We start from the raw sequence: 19092 nt of genomic DNA on the forward strand, positions 1-19092 counted from the left end.
CCCTGTTGAAAAAACGGTAAAGCAGGAAGGGTCTCCTTCCCAGAATAGCGGTCCCCGGATGGGGCTGAGCTGGCCTTGATCTCGCCCTCCACTCTACCCGTGCCGCACCGGACTCTTCTGCCCCGGTCTAATTAACATTCAGCTTATGGGCGGCCGTCACGTCCCCGCGCAGGCGCGTTTCGGCCTCGGGCGGGGTCAGGATGGTGGCCCCCAGCTGGCTGCGCATGGCAGTCAGCTGCCGCTTGGCGTACTGCCGTGAGGCCAGCACGATGCGTGCCGTCGCCTCCGGTTCCCCCAATGCCCCGGTGTGGACCGCCCAGGCCTCGCGGTAGCCCAGGGCCTGCCACGCGGTGGGACGCGGCAGCGTGGCGGGATCCAGGCGGGCGGCCAGCCACGCAGCCTCCCCTGCCCAGCCTGCGGCGAACATGGCCTGCACGCGCCGCGTCATGCGGACTTCCAGTTCCGGACCGGGGCGGGTGAAGGCGCTCACGGCGTACTGAAAGCGTGGCGGGCGGCTCCCGAACGAGCCGGGATACTGCCCGGTGCGGCGATAGACCTCGGTGGCGCGCACGACCCGGCGGGGGTTGCGCTCCATGCGGGCCGCCTCTGCCGGATCGCGGGCGGCGATGTCGGCCAGCAGGGCGTCCAACCCGCGCTGCGCCAGTTCGGCCTCCACGGCGGCGCGCACCTGTGGATCGGCAGGGGGGGTCAGCGGCAGGCCACGCAGCAGGGCAGCCAGATAGAACGTCGTGCCGCCCACCACCAGCGGCACGCGCCCACGCTCCAGCACACCCCCAATGGCGGCCTCGGCCTGCTGCACGTAACGGGCCACGTCGTAGCCCTCGCTCACCCCAGCCACGTCCAGCAGGTGGTGGGGTGCGGCCTGCTGCTCGGTGGGGGTGGGCTTGGCCGTGCCGATGTCCAGGCCCCGGTACACCGTGAAGGCGTCGGCCGAGACCAGCTCCAGACCAAGCTCCAGCGCCAGTTGCAGCGCCAGCGCCGATTTCCCGGCGGCGGTGGGGGCGGTCAGCAGGGGAATGCGCAGGGCAGGCGGCGGGGGCATCCCTCCCACTTTAGGCGCTGGTGTCCCCCGCAGCGCGGATGCTAGCGTGGACCGCATGAATGAGCCGGTCCTGGCACGCCTGCAACACCTGATGACCCTGCGGGAGGAAGTCGAGACCCTGGGGGCCGGGCCCTGGACGCCCGCCGCCGACTGGGCCGACGGCGACGCCCACCTGACGCTGTACCTGGACGTGCCGGGCATTGACCCTGAACGTCTGGAAATGCACGAGGACGGCGGCCTGCTGACCGTGGCGGGCGAACGTGCCGCGCCGCAGGGCTTGCTGAGCGCCGAACGTCCGGCCGGGGTCTTCCGCCGGGTGCTGTCCTTCCCGCGCGAGGTGCTGCCGCAGACCGGTGAGGCGCAACTGGCAGGCGGCGTGCTGACCGTACGCTTCCAGAAGAAACACCCCACGATTGATGTCCGGGCCGATGTTCAGGACATGAGGGACCGGTAGGACTAGGCGGGTCCAGCCCTCTCTCTTGCCCCCACGTGGCCGCCCCGGCGGCCGGCGCGTTGCCAAAGCTGTCACCCCCGGCCCCGGCTTTCGGGCTAAAATGGAGGCCTTATGAAATCCACACGGTCCCTTCTTCTGAGCGCCGCCCTGCTGGGAACGGCGTCCGCTGCGCCCATTACCATCACGGTGCTGCACACCGATGACCTGCACGGGCACCTGGAGCCCACCAAGATCGGCGAGAACATGTACGGCGGCTACGCCCGCCAGACCACCCTGATCAAGCAGTTCGGCGCGCAGGACCCCAACCCGCTGATCCTGTCGGGCGGCGACACCTTCCAGGGCACGCTGTTCTACAACGTGTACAAGGGGCTGGCCGACGTGCTGTTCATGAACTACCAGCGCTACGACGCGATGGCGGTGGGCAACCACGAGTTCGACGACGGCCCGGCGGCGCTGGCCAAGTTCGTGGACAAGGCCAAATTTCCCGTGCTGGCGGCCAACATTGACGTCAGCACCGAGCCGCTGCTCAAGGACCGCATCAAGCCCTACGCCATCCTGAACGTGGGCGGCGAGAAGGTCGGCGTGATCGGCGCAGTTACCCCCGATCTGCCGCTGATCAGCAGCCCCGGCGACAACGTCAAGATGCTGGACCTGATGAAAAGCCTTCAGGCCAGCGCAGACGTTCTCAAGGGCCAGGGCATCAACAAGATCTTCCTGGTCTCGCACCTGGGCTACACCCTGGAACAGGAAGTGGCCAAAACGGTTTCGGGCATCGACGTGATCGTGGGCGGGCACTCGCACACGCTGCTGGGCACCTTCAACAACAAGGACTTTCCGGCCAGCGAGGGGCCGTACCCCACCGTGGCCAACAACCCCGACGGCAACAAGACGCTGCTGGTCGCCGCCTGGGAATGGGGCAAGGTGCTGGGCCGCCTGCAGGTCAAGTTCGATGACGCCGGGGCCGTGCAGTCCTGGGAGGGCAACCCCATCCCCGTGTCCGCCGACATTGCCGAGGACGACACCGCCCGGCGCATGGTCGCCACCCTGACCGTGCCGATTGCCAGCCTGCGCCGGCAGGTTGTAGGAAATGCGCCGATCGGCCTGAACGGCAGCCGCGAGGTGGTCCGCAAGCGCGAGAGCGGCATGGCCAACGTGCTGGCCGACGCGGCGCTGGCCGCCGGCAAGCAGGCCGGGGCGCAGCTGGCCCTGGTCAACGGTGGGGGCGTGCGCGCCAGCATCGACGCTGGCCCCATCACCTTCGACGAGGCCATCACCGTGCAGCCCTTCGGCAACTCGCTGAGTCTGCTGGACCTGACCGGCGCGCAGATTCGCGCCGCGCTGGAACACGGCGTCGCCACCTGGAGCGAGAACAAAGGCCAGTTCCTGCACGTGTCCAAGGGCATGAGCTACACCTTTGACCTGTCCAAGCCTGCCGGCAGCCGCGTGACCGCCGTGACCCTGGACGGTCAGCCGCTGGACAACGCCAAGACCTACAAGGTGGCCACCAACAACTTCACGGCGGGCGGCGGCGACGGCTTCACCATGTTCAAGGGCGCCCCGCGCCTGGACACCGGCAAGCTGGACGTGGACATCCTGGTGGATTTCCTGAAGGCCAACCCCAATCTGCGGGCCGAGCCGGAAGGCCGCATCGTGCTGCTGAACGAGCCCAAGTAAGCCCTGAGCCTGACCCCTACCCATACAGACACAGACTCCCCCTCCTGCCAGCTGTGGCGAAGGGGGAGTTTTTGTGGGTGAAGCAACGTAAACCAGCTTGCCGGTGTCCAGGCGTGGGCCTATCCGCCCACCGCGCCCCGCAGTTCCCACCACGCGCAGGGCAGCATCAGCAGCTTGCGGGTGCCGCTGACATAGGCGCGACGGCGGAAGTTGTCGTAGCCGGCACGCTCCAGATCGTCCAGAATGCCCTCGTAGGCGCGGGCAGCAGTGGCGACGGCCAGCCGGGCACTGCCATGCAGGCAGGGAATGCCGGCGCGTCCCTCGGCGTACCAGTCGCGGGCCAGGGCGCACAGGTGGGCCATCAGGGCGCGGTACTCGGGGGTGACCACGCCGCGTTCCAGATCGGCGCGGCTCACGCCGTATTCGGCCAGCAGGCTCTGGGGCAGATAGACCCGCCCGCGCCCCAGGTCCTCGCCCACGTCGCGCAGGATGTTGGTCAATTGCATCGCCTGTCCCAGCATCAGGGCGTGATGCAGGGTCTTCTCGCCGCCGCTGTAGCCGCTGACCGGGGCAATCATGAACCCGATCACCCCGGCCACCCGCCGGCAGTACAGCGTCAGGTCGTCCATGTCGCGGTAGACGTGATCATTCAGGTCCATCCGCAGGCCCTCGTGCAGCTCCGCGAAGGCCGACAGCGGAATCGGGTAGGTGTGGGCGGCCCAGGCCAGCGCCGTGTCCACTGGGTCAGCCCCGGACCGCCCGGCAAACACATTCTGAATGCGGCCCCACCACGCGTCCAGCTCCGCCCCCACCGTCTGGGCGGTCGACTCGTCGACAATGTCGTCTCCGCCCCGGCAGGCCGCGTACACCGCCCAGACCGCCTGCCTCTGCCGCAGCGGAAACAGCCGCGATCCCAGGTAAAAGGTCTTGCTGTGCTCCCGCGTGACCTCCCGGCAATGGGCCATGGCCTGCGCCGGGGCAGGGTGACGGGAGGAGGGCAGGGAGGCATTGAACATCGGCATCATCCTTGTGGTGGGGCGCTGACTTCTGGCGGGGCTCTACGTTTCTGGCGAGGCTCTATGCGCGAGTCTAGGGGGTCCGTGAAGGCCAGACATCACACATTCTTACAGACTGTCGCCCATTCAGGGCGGGCACGGCAGCAAAAGACGAGACCAATCCTTTACACAGCCCCTCTTGACAAAGCGTCTGTTGTGGTCTCCCCTTTGAGTTCAGGCGCCGTCCTCGGTCACCCTCCGCCCCGTTTAACGTACCGCCCGAACCGCACCGCGCCGACACCCAGGCCATCGGTCAGGTCCAGGCCAGGCAACTGGCGCGCCACCCAGGCCGGATCGGGAAAGTTCAGGCCGCCCAGCGTGGGAACGGACAGCAGGCGCTGCAGGAGGCCGCCGGTGCGCGGCACGTACATCAGCCACAGCTGGCCGCCGGGGCGCAGCACGCGCGCCAGTTCGGACAGAAACCGCGCCGGGTCATGCGTCTCGTTCAGGGTGGCCCCCACCGCCACGCCGTCGAAGCTTCCATCCGGCAGACCGCTGTCTTCCAGATTCATCAGCGCCCAGTCGATGTTCGGGCTGTTCTCGCGGCGCTGGGCCTCGCTCAGCATCGGGGCGCTGAGGTCGGCGGCCAGCACCCGGCAGTCGGCCGCCGCCAGCACGCCCGCGTAGAAACCCGCGCTGGTTCCCGCGTCCAGCCAGTCCTGACCCGGTTGCGGGCGGCACAGTGCCCGGAACAGCCGGGCTTCCCGCGCCAGGCCAAAGGGGGTGCCGCTCAGCAGACCCAGCGACCGGGCGCGCCACAGAGCGTAACCACGCGCTGTCAATTCCAGCGTATTGCTGTGCTGGGCCGCGGTCAGGGCCGGCTGTGTGGGCGGGACGGGGTTCAGGTTTCCTTGCATCTGGGGCTTTTGTGGCACAGAAGTCATTATGCTGGGCGATATCTGGCCTGTCTGTTCACGTTGCTCAGGCGTGGGGCCGCTCCCCGGAGGGAATGCATGGAAGAACGCAAGAGTATGGGAGGGGCCATCGTCGACGTGTTCGATGCGGGCGTAACCCTCGTGAAATCCGAGATCAACGCGCTGGTCCGGAAGGTCAGCGACATCGCCAAGGCCAAGGGCATCGGTGTGGTGCTGCTGCTGGCCGCCACCGGTCCGCTAATTCTGGCGCTGATTTTCCTGATTCTGGCAGTGTTCTACGGCCTGATGCGCCTCGGGCTAGGGGCCTGGGCCGCCGCGCTGCTGATCGCCCTGTTCAGCTTTGTGGTCACCGGCGCGATGATCATGCTGGGCATCCGCAAACTGGGGGCGGAGGTCGAGACCGACGAGCCCCCGGTGCGCCGGAGTGGCCCCATGACCGAAGACGAGCGTCTGGAAGCGCAGTATCAGGCTGAACAGGCCGAGAAGGCTGCCCGTGAGCGCCGCGCCGCGCAGACTGCCTCAGCGCCGGCAACCCAGGTGCAGGCAGGCCAGAGCCGCGTCGCTGGCGGCGCCGCCAGCACCCCCACCAGCACCACGGTCATCTCGCCCAGCCCCACGCCACGCAGCGCAGCCGGAGCGTCTGGCCTGGGCGCATCAGACCTTGCCCAGGATCAGGATTCGCGCCAGCCGGCCCGCCGGACCTCGGTGGAAGTGCCGCGCGACACGGACCTCTACGCCGGCGGCGAGAACCGTGTGGTCGGCGAGGGCGGCCGGCAGGCCACCGTGCGCGTCGAGGGCGGCACCTCCACTGTGCCGGTGTACGAGAGCGAACCCGACGGCTCGGCCCGCATGTACGGCGGCTCGCTGAACGAGAAGCTGGACACCGGCGAGGTGCCCAGCGCCAACCGCGCCGAGATCGGCGCCCACCGCGACGCCCACCACGATCCGCTGCTGCAACAGCCTGTGGTGCTGGACGACGCTCCCGGCATCAGCGTCAGCACCACGCCCACCTACCATGACGACATCAAGAAAGGCGGAGGACATTCCTGATGGCTGACCATGACTTCAAGGACAACCTGACCGAGCGCGAGGCCGCCCGCGAGCGCCTGAAAGAAAGCCTGGACGTGCTGGCCGAACGCGCCAACCTGCAGGTGCAGATGCAGAAGGAACCGGTCAAGATGCTGGGCGGCGCATCTGCCGTGGGCGCGGTGATCGGCCTGCTGATCGGCACGCAGATCAAGCGCACGAAGAAGATCTACGTGGACGCCGGCAGTCCGGTCAAGCACCAGAAGGCGCTGGTCAAGGCCCAGAAGAGCCAGACGGGCGGAGGAGTGGGCGGCGCCCTGGTTGCCACCCTGGGCACTCTGGCGATCAGGACCCTGTCGGACCGCATGCTGACGCCCAAGCTGGAACAGCTGGCGAACAACATGCTGGAAAAGTCGGGGGAAACTCCCAGATCTGCGGCGCAGCCCAGGGCCATGCAGCAGTCGTCGGCTGGCCCATCACTGGGCAAGAGCGCAGCCCCCACAGCGGCGTCGGGCAGCGGCCCCCGCCCGGTGGGCACGGCGTCGACCAATCCCAGCGCCACCTCGTCGTTCCTCAAGCCCACCCCCACCGGGCAGGCCGAGAGCCACAACGCGCAGGCCGGCGCGGTGGGCAGTGCCCCGCCCGTCGCGGCCAGCCCCAGTCACCCCGGCGTGGTGCCCACCCCAAAAAGTGTGGTGGAGGCCAAGGCCCAGGGCAGCGCCATCGCCCCCGAGGAAAAGGGCAACCCCAACCTGCGCTGAAATTCCCACAGCCGACAGCCCACCGCGCAATGGTGGGCTGTTTTTTGATCTGGCCGGGCCGGGTCTGCTAGCCTCGGCGACATGACGGCCACCCGCAGCACCCGCCAGCGCGACGTGATCGCCCAGGTGCTGGGACGTGCGCCAGGACCGCTGGCCGTGACTGAGATCTTCGAACTGGCCCAGGGCGATCTGCCGGGCCTGGGCATTGCCACGGTGTACCGCACCCTGAAGCTGCTGACCGGGCAGGGCCAGATTCACCCGGTCACGCTGGACGGCGAGACGCTCTACGAGGCGTCGGGCAAGGGCCACCACCACCACTTTTCCTGCAACCACTGCGGGCGGGTCTTCACGCTACACACCTGCCCCGTCACGCTGCCCAGCGGCACCGTGTACCCCGGCGGCTTCGTGGTGGAGGCGCATGAGGTCACGCTGTACGGCCAGTGCCCGGACTGCGCCGGAAGCCAACCGGGCTAGGGCGACTGGCTCCGGGGATAAGAATCAGGCCGCAGCAGCGCCAGCAGACGCCGCAGCACCTCGGCATTGACGCCCGCCCCCGCATAGGGATTGAGATTTTTAGCCCGGCAAACCCGGTTGGTAGAGTGGGTTGCGGTGTGGGGGCTGGGGTTCGCCGCCACAAACCGTGAGCAGAGATAAGCTAAGGAGTAGGGCGCCGATTATCATTTTTCCCATACAAATCTTTGGGCAGCGCACTTACCACTTGCGGAGCCACACAACAGGTCAAACCAGCTGGAGGAACCGGGAACAGCCGCGCACTTCGGGCAAGGAAACGCGGGAAGTATGGTGCTCCCTAGCTACCACAGGGCCAGCAAATGCGGACGGTCCGGCTTTATCAAAATCTCACGCGACGGGCAGAGGCGCCGGGCACAACCGCCCGGCCCTGTCTACCTCCCGGCTTGACCTGCGCCCCTGGCAGCCGTTAACCTTTGTTCAGCTCCCGCGTGGAGCCACCCACTTCAGAGCGCCCGAGAGACCTGGCTCGTTGACGGCGCGGCAACCGGACCCCATTGCGTCACGGTGCCAAGGCCAGCCCCCCCGATATGCGGCTCAACGATGAGCGCCGCTGCTGGGCGGGACCAAGCGGGAAGGCCGACGCGGATGACGATATTCGCCCCTTCTCATCACCACAAGGAGAAGGGGCGCTGCCGTACTGGCGGCCCCCACCCAGCCCCCATGGGAGGCCACCCCGTATGCCCCAGAAGTTTGAAACACTGCAAGTCCACGCCGGCCAGAAGCCCGATCCCACCACCGGTTCGCAGGCTGTGCCGATCTACCCCACCAACAGCTACGTGTTCGAGTCACCCCAGCACGCCGCCGATCTGTTCGGGTTGCGTGCCTTTGGCAACATCTACAGCCGCATCATGAACCCCACCAACGCGGTGCTCGAGGAGCGCATTGCGGCCCTGGAAGGCGGCGTGGCGGCGCTGTCGGTGTCCAGCGGGCACGCCGCGCAACTGGTGGCCATCCTGAACGTGGCGCAGGCCGGGGACAACATCGTGTCCACGCCCAACCTGTACGGCGGCACGGTCAACCAGTTCCGCGTGACCCTCAGGCGGCTCGGCATCGAGGTCCGCTTTACCGGCAAGGACGAGCGCCCCGAGGAGTTCGCTGCCCTGATTGACGACCAGACCCGCGCCGTGTACCTGGAAACCATCGGCAACCCGGCGCTGAACATTCCCGATTTCGAGGCGATTGCGGCCGTCGCCCACGCACGCGGCGTGGCGGTGTTCGTGGACAACACCTTCGGCGCGGGCGGATACTACTGCCAACCGCTCACACACGGCGCGAACGTAATCGTGGCATCGGCCAGCAAATGGATCGGCGGCCACGGCAACGGCATCGGCGGCGTCATCGTGGACGGCGGCAACTTCGACTGGGGCAACGGGCGCTACCCGCTGATGACCGAGCCCAGCCCCAGCTACCACGGCCTGAAGTTCTGGGACACCTTCGGCGAGGGCAACCCGCTGGGGCTGCCCAATGTCGCCTTCATCACCCGCGCCCGCACCGAGGGCCTGCGTGACCTGGGTACCACGCTGGCCCCGCAGCAGGCATGGCAGTTTATCCAGGGCCTGGAAACGCTGTCGCTGCGGGCCGAAAGGCAGGCACAGAACGCGCAGGCGCTGGCGCAGTGGCTCTCGGCCCACCCCGACGTGACCCGCGTGACCTACCCTGGCCTGGGCAACCACAAGCACTACGACCGTGCCCAGCACTACCTGCCGCGCGGCGCGGGCGGCGTGCTGACCTTTGAACTGTCGGGCGGACGGGAGGCGGGCGAGGCGTTTATCCGCAGCGTGCAGCTCGCGCAGCACGTCGCCAACGTGGGCGACACCCGCACGCTGGTGATTCACCCGGCCAGCACCACCCACAGCCAGCTGGACGTGGAATCACAGACGGCGGCGGGCGTGACGCCGGGGCTGGTGCGCGTGTCGCTGGGCATCGAGCACATCGACGACATTCAGGAGGACTTCGCGCAGGCGCTGGCTGCCGCCCTGGTGGAAGCGCAGGAGGACGCGCCCCGGGAGGAGGTGTGACTGCCCTGCCACGCACCCTGTCTCCCCTGCCGCTGCCCCCCGAAGACTCGCGATGTTGCGATGGTGACCTGAAGGTCAAGACGGCGACGCTGTTCCGCACCGCACCCTTGCTGCTGGACTGCGGGCGGCCCCTGTCGGACGTGCGGGTGGCCTACCACACCTACGGCGAGGCGCAGGAGGAGGCCACGCTGGTGCTACACGCCCTGACCGGCAACAGCGCTGTGCACGAGTGGTGGCCGGATTTTCTGGGCGCGGGGCGGCCCCTGGACCCCACGCGGGACTTTGTCGTCTGTGCCAACGTGCTGGGCGGTTGCGCCGGAACGGACGGCCCGGCCCAGTGGCAGGGAACCGGCCTGGGGGACCTTGCCATTTCTCTGCGCGACATGGCCCGCGTGGGGCGGGCGCTGCTGGAACACCTGGGCGTGCGCCGGGTGCGCGTGATCGGCGCGAGCATGGGCGGGCTGCTGGCCTACGCGTGGCTGCTGGAATGCCCAGATCTGGTGGCGCGGGCCGTGGTGATCGGTGCGCCGGTGCGCCACTCGCCGTGGGCGGTGGGCCTGAACAGCGCCGCCCGCGCCGCCATCCGCGCGGCCCCCGGCGGCGAGGGCCTCAAGGTGGCCCGCCAGATTGCCATGCTGTCGTACCGCAGCCCTGAGAGTCTGGCCCAGACTCAGGCGGGACAGCGCAGGCCGGGGGTTCACGCCGTCACCTCTTATCTGGAGTACCAGGGCGAGAAACTGCTGGCCCGCTTCTGCGAACGCAGCTACGTGGCCCTGACCGGCGCGATGGACAACTTTCAGCCGGGCGACGCCGAGCTGGCCGCCGTCCGCGTGCCGGTGCTGGCGGTGGGCATCTCCAGCGACGTGCTGTACCCGGCGGCCGAGGTCCGGGCCGCGACCGACGCGCTGCCGAATGCCACGTACTGGGAACTGAGCAGCATCCACGGCCACGACGCCTTTCTGATGGATGCGGGCGAGTTGCCACAGCGGGTGGACGCCTTTCTGCGGGGAGAGGCGGAGTTCGGGCTCCACCCCTCTGGGTGATGAGGGGTCAGCCCCACTGCGCCAAGCGGGAGGGGCAATATCTTTTCAGACGCTGCCCCTCCCCTGCCCCAGAACCGCCTTACCGCAGGCTTTTTACACCGGGTGGTGGCCTCCCACGGCGAGAGGGTGCTGCCCGTGCTGGGCAGCGCCTTGCCCAGATCGCGGTCAGTCACAATGCCCACCCGCCGGGTGCCGTCCACCACCGGCAGGCGGCGTTTACCGCAGGATTTCATCGGGTGTGCCGCGTCCAGCAGCGACAGTGAGGACGGCACGACAACGGCGCGGACCCCTGCGACGCCCCCCTCATGTATCCCCCACCGCCCGGAGGCGTGCTTTACTTCCGGCATGCAACTTGTGGATCAGCTGGAGCACACTGACCTCTCACTGGCCTTCACGGGAACGGGTGCGGACTGGCCCGACCGCCTGACCCGTGGCCTGGACGCGGGCGAGGTGCGGCTGGTGTCGCGCGGTGCCGGCGGTGACGCGGCGCTGGCCCTGGCTCCCGCATCCGCGCAGGACGCCCGCGACCTGGGCATGGCGCTGGCGAAACTGGCCCGCGAGCTGAAGGCCGGGACCGTGAAGGTGGCCGCCACGGGCCACGCCGCCCCCCTGGCTGCCGCCGCGCTGGCCGCCGGCTGGCAGGACCGCCGCTATAAGGGCGGGGACAGCCCGAAGGCAGACATGCAGCTTCAGGTGGACGGATTGGACGCTGCCGCCTCGGCACGCCTGCGGGGCATGGCGGCGGGCGTGACGTTTGCCCGCGAACTGGTCAGCGCCCCCGCCAACCACCTCAACCCGGCCAGCATGGCGCGTGAGGCGCAGACGCTCTCCGCGCACGGCGTGGAGGTGGAGGCCTGGGACGGCCCCACCATTGAGGCGCGGGGCATGGGCCTGCTGGCGGCGGTGGCGGCGGGCAGCGTGACCGGCCCTCGCCTGATTCGCCTGACCCTGCCCGCGCGCGGCGAGACAACGCGGGTCATTGCCCTGGTGGGCAAGGGCATCACCTTCGACACCGGGGGCTACAGCCTCAAGACCGGCGCCGGCATGTACGGCATGAAAAACGACATGGGCGGCGCGGGCGCGGTCCTGGGGGCCATGCGCGCCCTGGCCGAGCTGCGCGGCAGCATTCCGGACGGCACCGAGGTCCGCGCCTATGTGGCCGCCGCCGAGAACATGGTGGGGCCGCACGCCATGCGACCCGGCGACGTGTACCGCGCCGCCAACGGCAAGACCGTGGAAGTCACCAACACCGACGCCGAGGGCCGCCTGGTGCTGGCCGACGCCCTGGCTGTGGCCTGCGACGAGGGGGCCACCGAGCTGGTCGATCTGGCGACCCTGACCGGCGTGAAGGTGGCCGCCCTGGGCAACGACATGGCCGCCCTGTTCTGTTCCGACGCGGATCTGGCCGCGCGCCTGAAGGCCGGCGCGGAGGCCGCCGGGGAACTGCTGTGGGAACTGCCGCTGCACCAGCCGTACCTGAAGTCCTACCGCAAGAACACCATCGCGGACCTGAAGAACAGCGACATGGTGCCGGCCGGAGGCAGCATCAAGGCGGCCCTGTTCCTCCAGCAGTTCGTGACCCGTCCGTGGGCGCATCTGGACATCGCCGGCAATGCCGCGAAAGAAGACGTGGCAACCGGCTGGGGCGTGGGCACGCTGGTGGAATACGTGCTGGCCGGCCAGACGCAGGGCTGAGCGCACCGCCGCCGGCCCTACATCGCCGGGTCGAGCTTGCCGCGCAGCAGCAGCCGCATGCGCTGGCCCAGGCGTTTGTAGACCGGGGGCGAGTGGCGCTTGCCGAAGTCGCGGGCGGCCTCCTCGCTGCCCACGTCGTGGCCGTACTGCTGGGTCAGAAAGTAACGGTGGTCCATGGTCCACAGGTACAGGTCCGCCTCGGTGCGGCCCGGAAAGCGGAACATGACGTGGTGCAGGTCCAGGTTTTCCACAATCCGCAGGTACAGGCGGGTGTACCAGCTGAGTACCGCCTCCTCCCAGGTCACGGGCGGCAGGCCCGCACGCTCCGGCTTGCGGTCCAGAAAATACTGGCGGGTGCGGATGTGGTCCAGCAGCTTGTCGTAGCGGCCCGGCGTGGTGAACAGGATCTCGCGGTGGCCCGGCACCAGCATATCGAGCCCGGTGTCCCGCAGGAACTGCGCGTACTCACCCTTGATGATCAGGTCGACCAGGGTGTCGCTTTCCTCGGGCGGCACGGTCACGTTCAGCTCGATGACGTGTGCGTCGATGTACGCCTGCCCCTGACGGCGGGCCACCGAGACGCGGTGGTTGCCGTCCTTGACGAAGTACAGCTCCCCCACCTTGTACACCTGAATGGGCGGCAATTCCTTGCCCTGGAGCTGCGCGCTACGGACACCGATCCAGCGCTCGTCCAGGTGCTTTTCCTTGGGCAGGTAGTGGCGGTCAAATTCGCGGTAGCGGTCCACCGAGCCGATGATCTGGTCCACTTGAATGGCCTGCACGCCTAGGCTGTGTTCACCCAGCGGGGCCAGATGCTTCATCCACTCGAAGGGCAGCAGCTCATTGGGCTGGCGGCGCAAGATCGCCACCAGATCGCGCACGTCGCTCATCAGGCGGGCGCGTTCCACCTCGCCACGCGCCGTGCTGCGGGTCCTGGACATGGTCTGCGGTGAACCGGAGTCTGAAGAAAACATAGGGCTGGCACTCTCCTGGCGCGCGGGGCGCAAGTGGCCGGGGCCTTGAAGCGTCGGGGAATGGAGGAACCCCGGAAACGTACCGCCAGAATACCGCAGCCGCCCGTGAGAGCGGTACGGGCAAGGGTCCCGGCCGCGCCTGCCGGGGAGGTGGCTCAGCCACAACAGGAGTGCGCCTCCAGACGCGGCCCCGGTGACGCGCTAGAATACCCCCATGACCGTCTTCCTTACGCCCACCTAGCGAGAGTCGAGGACGTCCGTTTTGACCCCTACACTCTCAACGCAAGCGGCGCTGCTCCACAGGCTGCCGCAGGAGCCACCCATGACCACCACCGAACCCAACCCCAGCCCGGGTCAGACCCCTCCTGCGGCTCAGGCCGCCGCCGTCCCGGACGCCGTGCTGGAGGCTGAGATCGCCCGCCGCCGGACCTTTGCCATCATCTCGCACCCGGACGCCGGGAAAACCACCATCACCGAAAAGCTGCTGCTGTACGGCGGCGCGATCCTGGAGGCCGGGTCCGTGACGGCCAAGGAAGGGCGCGCCCACACCAAATCCGACTGGATGAGCATCGAGCAGCAGCGCGGGATCTCCATTTCCAGCTCGGCGCTGACTTTCGAGTACGAGGGGCGGCACATTAATCTGCTGGACACCCCCGGCCACCAGGATTTTTCCGAGGACACCTACCGCACCCTGACCGCCGCCGACAGCGCCCTGATGGTGCTGGACGCGGCCCGTGGCGTGCAGATGCAGACCGAGAAACTGTTCGCGGTGTGCCGCAACCGCCACGTGCCGATCCTGACCTTCGTGAACAAGATGGACCGCCCGGCGCTGGACCCCTTTGATCTGCTGCAGCAGCTGGAAAACGTCCTTCAGATCACGGCAGTGCCGCTGACGTGGCCCATCGGCGACGGCCCGGATTTCAAGGGCGTCTACGACCTGCAGACCGGGCAGGTGCTGGCCTTCGAGCGCACCTCCGGCGGCAAGCATCGCGCCCCGATGCAGACGGCAGGCCTGGACGATCCGCGCCTGATCGGGCTGGTAGGCGCCGATCTGGCCGCCAAGCTCAAGGAGGACGTGGAGCTGATCGAGGCCGCCATGCCCGAATTTGATCCGGCGGGCTTCCTGTCGGGTGAACTGACCCCAGTGTTCTTCGGCAGCGCCATGAATAACTTCGGCGTCGAGCATTTCCTGAGCAACTTCGTGGAACTTGCGCCCCCGCCCGGTCCCACCCAGACGACGCTGGGCGAGCGCGACCCGGACGCTCCGTTTGCGGGATTCATCTTCAAGCTCCAGGCCAACATGAGCAAGCACCACCGCGACCGCACGGCCTTCATGCGCGTGATGAGCGGTCATTTCGTGCGTGGTATGGACGTGACCCATACTCGCAGCGGGCGCAAGCTGCGGCTGTCACAGGCGCACACCCTGTTTGCCCAGGACCGCGAGAAGGTGGAAGAGGCCTATCCCGGCGACATCGTGGGGCTGGTCAACCCCGGCGTGTTCCAGATCGGCGACGTGATCAGCCTGGAGGCGAAGGTGGCGCTGCCGGGCTTCCCACGGTTCACCCCTGAGACCTTTGCCACGCTGACCCTCAAGGACGTGGGCAAGCGCAAGGCATTCATGAAGGGCCTGACCCAGCTGGCCGAGGAAGGGGTGGTGCAGGTCTTTTTCCCCACCGATGGGGCGCGTGATCCGTACCTGGGCGCGGTCGGCCCCCTCCAGTTTGAGGTCTTCCAGGCCCGCTTGCAGGAGGAATACGGTGTGGATGTGGAGCTGAACATCACCGGCTATGGGCTGGTGCGCTGGCTGGCTGGGGACGCCGGATCGGTGGCCCGCTTTGCCCGCCATGTTGAGGACGATCAGGGCCGCCCGGTGATGCTGTTCCGCAGCAAGTACGATCTGGAATACACCGCCGAGCAGCACCCGGAGATTGAGTTCCTGCCGTTGCCTAAAGACCTGACACGGGTGTAGTTCGGACACCTGGGCTGAGAGTCTGAGAGTCACGGGCGAATCAGCCGGGTCTACCAGCACACCAACCTGTCGCCACTTCTCGTTTTCCCGACTCTTTGATCAGAGTCTCGGCACACACGGGAAGGTCCCCTGTGGACGCTCACCAACGTAAGTCCTGGCGTGGGCACGATTACGCCTGGACACGCCTGCCCTACAGTCTGCGTTTTCAGGACGGCGCGGTGACGGCCAGCACAGGCTGTCATCCCCTGGAAGACAGCTTTCAGGGACGCGGTCAGGCCATACGGTTCAGAAACATCGACACTGAACCTAAGCATCCCCGCCTCGATCACGCGCTGGGTCTGCGCGAGGATTTCACGACGCTGCTGCCCAGGCCACGCGCTACCCCATGCAGGGCGGGCGGCCCACGATCTATGCCGGGAAGGGCAGGCTGAATTTCAGGGGGCAGTGGCTACCCACCAGGCATTATTCCGGGCCGTACTGGTGTTCGGTGGGCAACGCCACCCCATCGTGTACGGCCTGGGCAATCCGTGCCGCCTGCGGGAAGTCCACCGCCGCGTACCAGCCTTCCTCCAGCCCCTGCGGCGTCTGGCGGTACACGCACAGGCTGGGGCCGTAACTGCACGAGCCCAGGCACCCGCTCTCGGTCAGGCGGATGCTGCCGCCCGTCTTGTAGTACGCCAGTGAGGCGCGTTCCAGGTGATTCCACAGCGCCTTGTACAGCAGCGCTGAGCCGCGTGCCTGACAGTTCGGCCCCTGGCAGACCAGGATGTGACCGGAGGTTTTGAAATACTTGGGGGCCATAACTTTCAATCCTCCGGGATGACCAGCAGGCGGTCTGCATCCCGCACCACTCTTGCGCGCACGCCGTAGGCGGCCAGCAGGTTCCCCGGCGTCAGCACCGTTTCAGGCGGGCCTGCCGACAGCACTTTCCCCTGGTGCAGCAGCAGCAGCCAGTCGGCCCGCGCCGCCAGATTCAGGTCGTGCAGCACGGCCACCACACCCAGGCCACCGGCCACCTCGCAGCGCAGGTAACGGATCACTTCCAGGGCGTAGGCCAGGTCCAGGTGGTTGGTGGGTTCGTCCAGCAGCAGGAAGCGCGGCTGCCCGGCCAGGGCGCGGGCCAGCGCCACCCGCTGCCGCTCGCCGCCGGACAGTTCAGTCACTTTGCGTGCCTCGAAGCGGCGGGTGTCGGTGCGGTCCAGGGCGCTGTCCACCGCCGCCTCGTCCGCGTCGGTCCAGGGACGGGTGGGCAGCAGGCCGAAGCGCCACTCGCCCGCGCCGCGCCCTAATGCCACCACATCGCGGACCCGCGTGGCGTCGGGCAGGCCCTCGCTCTGGGCCAGGTAGGCCAGCGCCCGCGAACGTTCCGGGCGGCTCCAACCCTGCAGCGGACGCCCGAACAGGCACACCTCGCCGGATTCGGGCCTGTTCAGGCCCAGCAGCGCCCGCAGCAGGGTGGACTTGCCCGCGCCGTTGGGACCGATCACCGCCGAGAAGACCCCGGTCTCAAAGCGGGCACTCACCCCACGCACCGCAGGGAAAGTTCCGGCGTGGACATGCAGATTGACGGCCTCCAGGGTGTCGGCGGGTGCAGTGGGGAGCCCTGGAGATTGCGGCAGTGTCCTCATATGTCCTTCTCCCGGCGCAGCAGCCACAGGAAGAAGGGGCCGCCCAGCAGCGTGGTCACGATGCCCACCTGTGACAGCGGCGAGGTGCGGGCCAGCAGGTCCGCGTAGACCAGCAATGCGCCGCCCAGCAGCGCCGAGAGCGGCAGCAGGATGCGGTGACTCGCCCCAAAGGCCAGCCGGACCATGTGCGGCACGATCAATCCCACGAAGCCGATCACGCCCACATAGGCCACCGCCCCGGCCGTGGCGACGCTGGCGGCGATCACCACGATCAGGCGCAGGCGTTCCACCGGCACGCCCAGCGAGCGGGCGGTCAGGTCTCCGAGTTGCAGGGTGTCCAGCGCGCGGGCCAGCAGCAGCAGCACGCCGCAGCCCAGGCCAGCATAGGGCAGCACGGTCAGCACGTCGCGCCAGCCGCTGAAGCCCAGATCGCCCAGGGTGTAGGCCAGCACCTGCCGGGCGCGGTCCTCGCCGCGCAGGATCAGGGCAGTGGTGGCGGCACTCAGGACGCTGCCCACCACCACCCCGGCCAGAATCAGGCGGGTGGGTGGGAAACGGCGGCCCTCACGCGCCAGCGACAGCGTGGCGGCCACCGCCAGCAGCGCCGCAAAGAGCGCCGACACCGGAATCAGAGGGCGCGGCCAGTTCAGCACGATCGCCAGGGTGGCCCCCAGCGCCGAGCCGCTGGCCACGCCCAGCAGGTACGGATCGGCCAGCGGGTTGCGGAACACGCCCTGAAATGCGCCGCCACACACCGACAGGCTGGCCCCCACCAGCACGCCCATCATCACGCGCGGCAGGCGGATCTGCCACACGATCACGTCGTTGCTGCCCAGTTCCGCCCCGGTGAACTGGCTGGCGAGACCGCGCCACAGCGCCCCCAGCACCTCGCCCGGCGCAATGGTCACGCTGCCCAGCCCGGTGCCCAGCACGATGGCCGACAGCAGCAGCAGGAGCAGAAGCAGGGTGCGCGGCCACACCCAGCGCGGTTCAGCAGCCAGGGCAGCAGCCGGCAGCGCCTCAGCGCGCGGGGCGTCCCGCTGCGCGTCACTTCCCATCTCCCCTCACCTCCCCCGTCCTGGCGCGGCAGAACATACGGTGACCTGCACCCTCCACCCGAACGGCCAGGACCTACTTGAACAGTTCCGGATGAATGAGCCTGGCCAGCCCGGCCAGCGCCTGCGGCATGCGCGGGCCCGGGCGCGAGAAGATCGTGTCCAGTTCCTTGGGCAGCGCCATTGCCTTGCCGGCCTTGACCGCCGTCATGCTGCCCCAGCCGGGCCGGGCCGCTGCCACCTTCGCGTCCACGCCCAGAATGAGCTGCGGGTTGGCCTTCACGATGAACTCGGGGTCCACCTTGGGAAAGTCGCCCATGCTGGCCGGAATGATGTTCCGCCCGCCTGCCTTGGTCAGCAGCACGCCCATGAAGGAGTTGGGGCCGATGCTGTACGGCGTGGGATCCACCTCAACGTAGACGCTGGGCTTCTTCACCGCATTCTTGGTCAGAATCTCGGTACGGGCGATGTCGCGGCGCATCTGCGTGACCAGATTTTTGGCCTGTGCTTCCCGGTTGACGATCCGGCCCAGCACCAGGGTCTTGGCAAACACTTCCTCATAGGTTTCGGGATTCACGGCAACCACAGTGATGCCCGCCTGGGTCAGCGGCTCCACAATCTTGCCGTACCTGCTGACCAGCACCAGATCGGGCTTCAGGGCCACAATGGCCTCGATCCTGGGATCGTACAGCCCGCCCATCTTCGGCAGGGTGGTGACCTTCTGCGGGTAGTCGCTGTAATCGTCGACGCCCACCAGCTTGTCGCAGGCCCCAATCGCGCATAGCGTTTCGCTGTCGCTGGGCAGCATGCTCACGATGCGCTTCGGCTCGGCCCTGAGGGTCACCTTGCGGTTCAGGTCATCGGTCAGGGTCAGCGGGTAGGTGGTGGCGGCGGCCAGGCCCGTCAGGGCCAGCGTCAGGGTCAGCGTGCGGGTCAGGATGGGTTTCATGTTGGCTCCTTGGCCTAGCCCCACGCACAGAAAAACCGCCCCGGAACTTGGGGCGGAAAGCAGAAGCGTCCGTCACGGTGGGCCACCCGACACAGAGGGCCACGCACGGGCGTTCCCTCCTTTCCGCGAGAGGTCAGCCGCACGTTCCCGTGGGTGGGAACGTGGACGGGCCAGGTGTTCGGACTCTCCGCCCCCGGAGTCCATCAGAGGGCGGCTTACCGTTGCGCGACAGTGCCGGAATGTGCCTGGAGGCTGAAGTCTCCTGCGGCAGTCACCGGCTTTCCCCACGCCCGTCGGCCCGAGTATACGGCAGGGCACAGGG

Annotated in this window: 17 protein-coding genes, 1 pseudogene and 1 riboswitch; of the genes and pseudogenes, 9 read left to right on the top strand and 9 right to left on the bottom strand. The window is 68.1% G+C overall.

What is annotated here, in order from left to right; genetic code table 11:
* Window positions 1-127: 127 nt before the first annotated feature.
* Window positions 128-1063 carry a tRNA (adenosine(37)-N6)-dimethylallyltransferase MiaA gene (gene miaA / locus IEY31_RS01095; RefSeq protein ID WP_188968160.1) on the bottom strand — a complete coding sequence of 312 codons (936 nt, stop codon included), beginning with the start codon at window positions 1061-1063 and terminating at the stop codon, window positions 128-130.
* A 55-nt stretch (window positions 1064-1118) separates the two neighbouring features.
* Here miaA and IEY31_RS01100 point away from each other — a divergent pair, with 55 nt between their 5' ends.
* Together IEY31_RS01100 and IEY31_RS01105 are read left to right on the top strand one after the other, a co-directional pair.
* Window positions 1119-1517 (top strand): Hsp20/alpha crystallin family protein, encoded by a 399-nt coding sequence (locus IEY31_RS01100; RefSeq protein ID WP_188968161.1) that lies wholly within the window; start codon window positions 1119-1121, stop codon window positions 1515-1517.
* A gap of 111 nt (window positions 1518-1628) precedes the next feature.
* On the top strand, window positions 1629-3191 hold the full coding sequence (locus IEY31_RS01105; protein WP_188968163.1) for a bifunctional metallophosphatase/5'-nucleotidase: 1563 nt from the start codon (window positions 1629-1631) through the stop codon (window positions 3189-3191).
* A gap of 119 nt (window positions 3192-3310) precedes the next feature.
* Here the strand turns inward: IEY31_RS01105 and IEY31_RS01110 are convergent, their stop codons facing one another.
* Complete coding sequence (locus IEY31_RS01110) at window positions 3311-4207, bottom strand: phytoene/squalene synthase family protein (protein WP_373289087.1); 897 nt, start codon at window positions 4205-4207, stop codon at window positions 3311-3313.
* Between the two features lie 230 nt (window positions 4208-4437).
* Window positions 4438-5130, bottom strand: a complete 693-nt coding sequence (locus IEY31_RS01115; protein WP_373289088.1) for a class I SAM-dependent methyltransferase — start codon at window positions 5128-5130, stop codon at window positions 4438-4440.
* Between the two features lie 69 nt (window positions 5131-5199).
* Between IEY31_RS01115 and IEY31_RS01120 the strand changes: the two genes are divergently transcribed.
* The 5 genes from IEY31_RS01120 (at window position 5200) to IEY31_RS01140 (ending at window position 10500) form a co-directional block, all read left to right on the top strand.
* Window positions 5200-6171 carry a phage holin family protein gene (locus IEY31_RS01120; protein WP_188968167.1) on the top strand — a complete coding sequence of 324 codons (972 nt, stop codon included), beginning with the start codon at window positions 5200-5202 and terminating at the stop codon, window positions 6169-6171.
* On the top strand, window positions 6171-6908 hold the full coding sequence (locus tag IEY31_RS01125) for a hypothetical protein (protein WP_188968169.1): 738 nt from the start codon (window positions 6171-6173) through the stop codon (window positions 6906-6908). Before IEY31_RS01120 ends, IEY31_RS01125 begins: the two co-directional genes overlap by 1 nt.
* An 81-nt stretch (window positions 6909-6989) precedes the next feature.
* A complete protein-coding gene (locus tag IEY31_RS01130) occupies window positions 6990-7382 on the top strand; it encodes a Fur family transcriptional regulator (RefSeq protein WP_188968171.1) in 393 nt (130 codons plus the stop codon).
* Between the two features lie 492 nt (window positions 7383-7874).
* A riboswitch (SAM riboswitch) is annotated at window positions 7875-7986 on the top strand.
* A 130-nt stretch (window positions 7987-8116) separates the two neighbouring features.
* Entirely contained in the window at window positions 8117-9457 is a 1341-nt protein-coding gene (locus IEY31_RS01135) for an O-acetylhomoserine aminocarboxypropyltransferase/cysteine synthase family protein (RefSeq protein ID WP_188968173.1), read from the top strand.
* Window positions 9454-10500, top strand: a complete 1047-nt coding sequence (locus tag IEY31_RS01140; protein ID WP_188968175.1) for an alpha/beta fold hydrolase — start codon at window positions 9454-9456, stop codon at window positions 10498-10500. Before IEY31_RS01135 ends, IEY31_RS01140 begins: the two co-directional genes overlap by 4 nt.
* A 155-nt stretch (window positions 10501-10655) precedes the next feature.
* Here the strand turns inward: IEY31_RS01140 and IEY31_RS19005 are convergent.
* Window positions 10656-10847, bottom strand: a pseudogene (locus IEY31_RS19005) (CBS domain-containing protein); the annotation flags it as partial.
* Here IEY31_RS19005 and IEY31_RS01145 point away from each other — a divergent pair.
* Window positions 10846-12195: a M17 family metallopeptidase gene (locus IEY31_RS01145; RefSeq protein ID WP_188968177.1), complete on the top strand. Its 1350-nt coding sequence runs from the start codon at window positions 10846-10848 to the stop codon at window positions 12193-12195. The pseudogene IEY31_RS19005 and the gene IEY31_RS01145 overlap by 2 nt on opposite strands.
* 17 nt (window positions 12196-12212) lie before the next feature.
* On the opposite strand, the gene IEY31_RS01150 is transcribed toward IEY31_RS01145, so the two are convergent.
* Window positions 12213-13169 (bottom strand): DUF4032 domain-containing protein, encoded by a 957-nt coding sequence (locus IEY31_RS01150; protein ID WP_229723235.1) that lies wholly within the window; start codon window positions 13167-13169, stop codon window positions 12213-12215.
* 322 nt (window positions 13170-13491) lie between these two features.
* On the opposite strand from IEY31_RS01150, the gene IEY31_RS01155 reads away from it, so the two are divergent.
* Window positions 13492-15138 (top strand): peptide chain release factor 3, encoded by a 1647-nt coding sequence (locus tag IEY31_RS01155; RefSeq protein WP_188968181.1) that lies wholly within the window; start codon window positions 13492-13494, stop codon window positions 15136-15138.
* A gap of 462 nt (window positions 15139-15600) precedes the next feature.
* On the opposite strand, the gene IEY31_RS01160 is transcribed toward IEY31_RS01155, so the two are convergent.
* The 4 genes from IEY31_RS01160 to IEY31_RS01175 form a co-directional block, all read right to left on the bottom strand.
* Window positions 15601-15939, bottom strand: a complete 339-nt coding sequence (locus IEY31_RS01160) for a (2Fe-2S) ferredoxin domain-containing protein (protein WP_188968183.1) — start codon at window positions 15937-15939, stop codon at window positions 15601-15603.
* Between the two features lie 5 nt (window positions 15940-15944).
* Window positions 15945-16766 carry an ABC transporter ATP-binding protein gene (locus IEY31_RS01165; protein WP_188968186.1) on the bottom strand — a complete coding sequence of 274 codons (822 nt, stop codon included), beginning with the start codon at window positions 16764-16766 and terminating at the stop codon, window positions 15945-15947.
* Window positions 16763-17824, bottom strand: a complete 1062-nt coding sequence (locus tag IEY31_RS01170; protein ID WP_188968188.1) for a FecCD family ABC transporter permease — start codon at window positions 17822-17824, stop codon at window positions 16763-16765. Before IEY31_RS01170 ends, IEY31_RS01165 begins: the two co-directional genes overlap by 4 nt.
* A 73-nt stretch (window positions 17825-17897) precedes the next feature.
* Window positions 17898-18770: an ABC transporter substrate-binding protein gene (locus IEY31_RS01175; RefSeq protein ID WP_188968190.1), complete on the bottom strand. Its 873-nt coding sequence runs from the start codon at window positions 18768-18770 to the stop codon at window positions 17898-17900.
* Window positions 18771-19092 lie beyond the last annotated feature (322 nt).

Origin of the sequence: Deinococcus aerolatus (assembly GCF_014647055.1) — a bacterium.
Classification (GTDB): domain Bacteria; phylum Deinococcota; class Deinococci; order Deinococcales; family Deinococcaceae; genus Deinococcus; species Deinococcus aerolatus.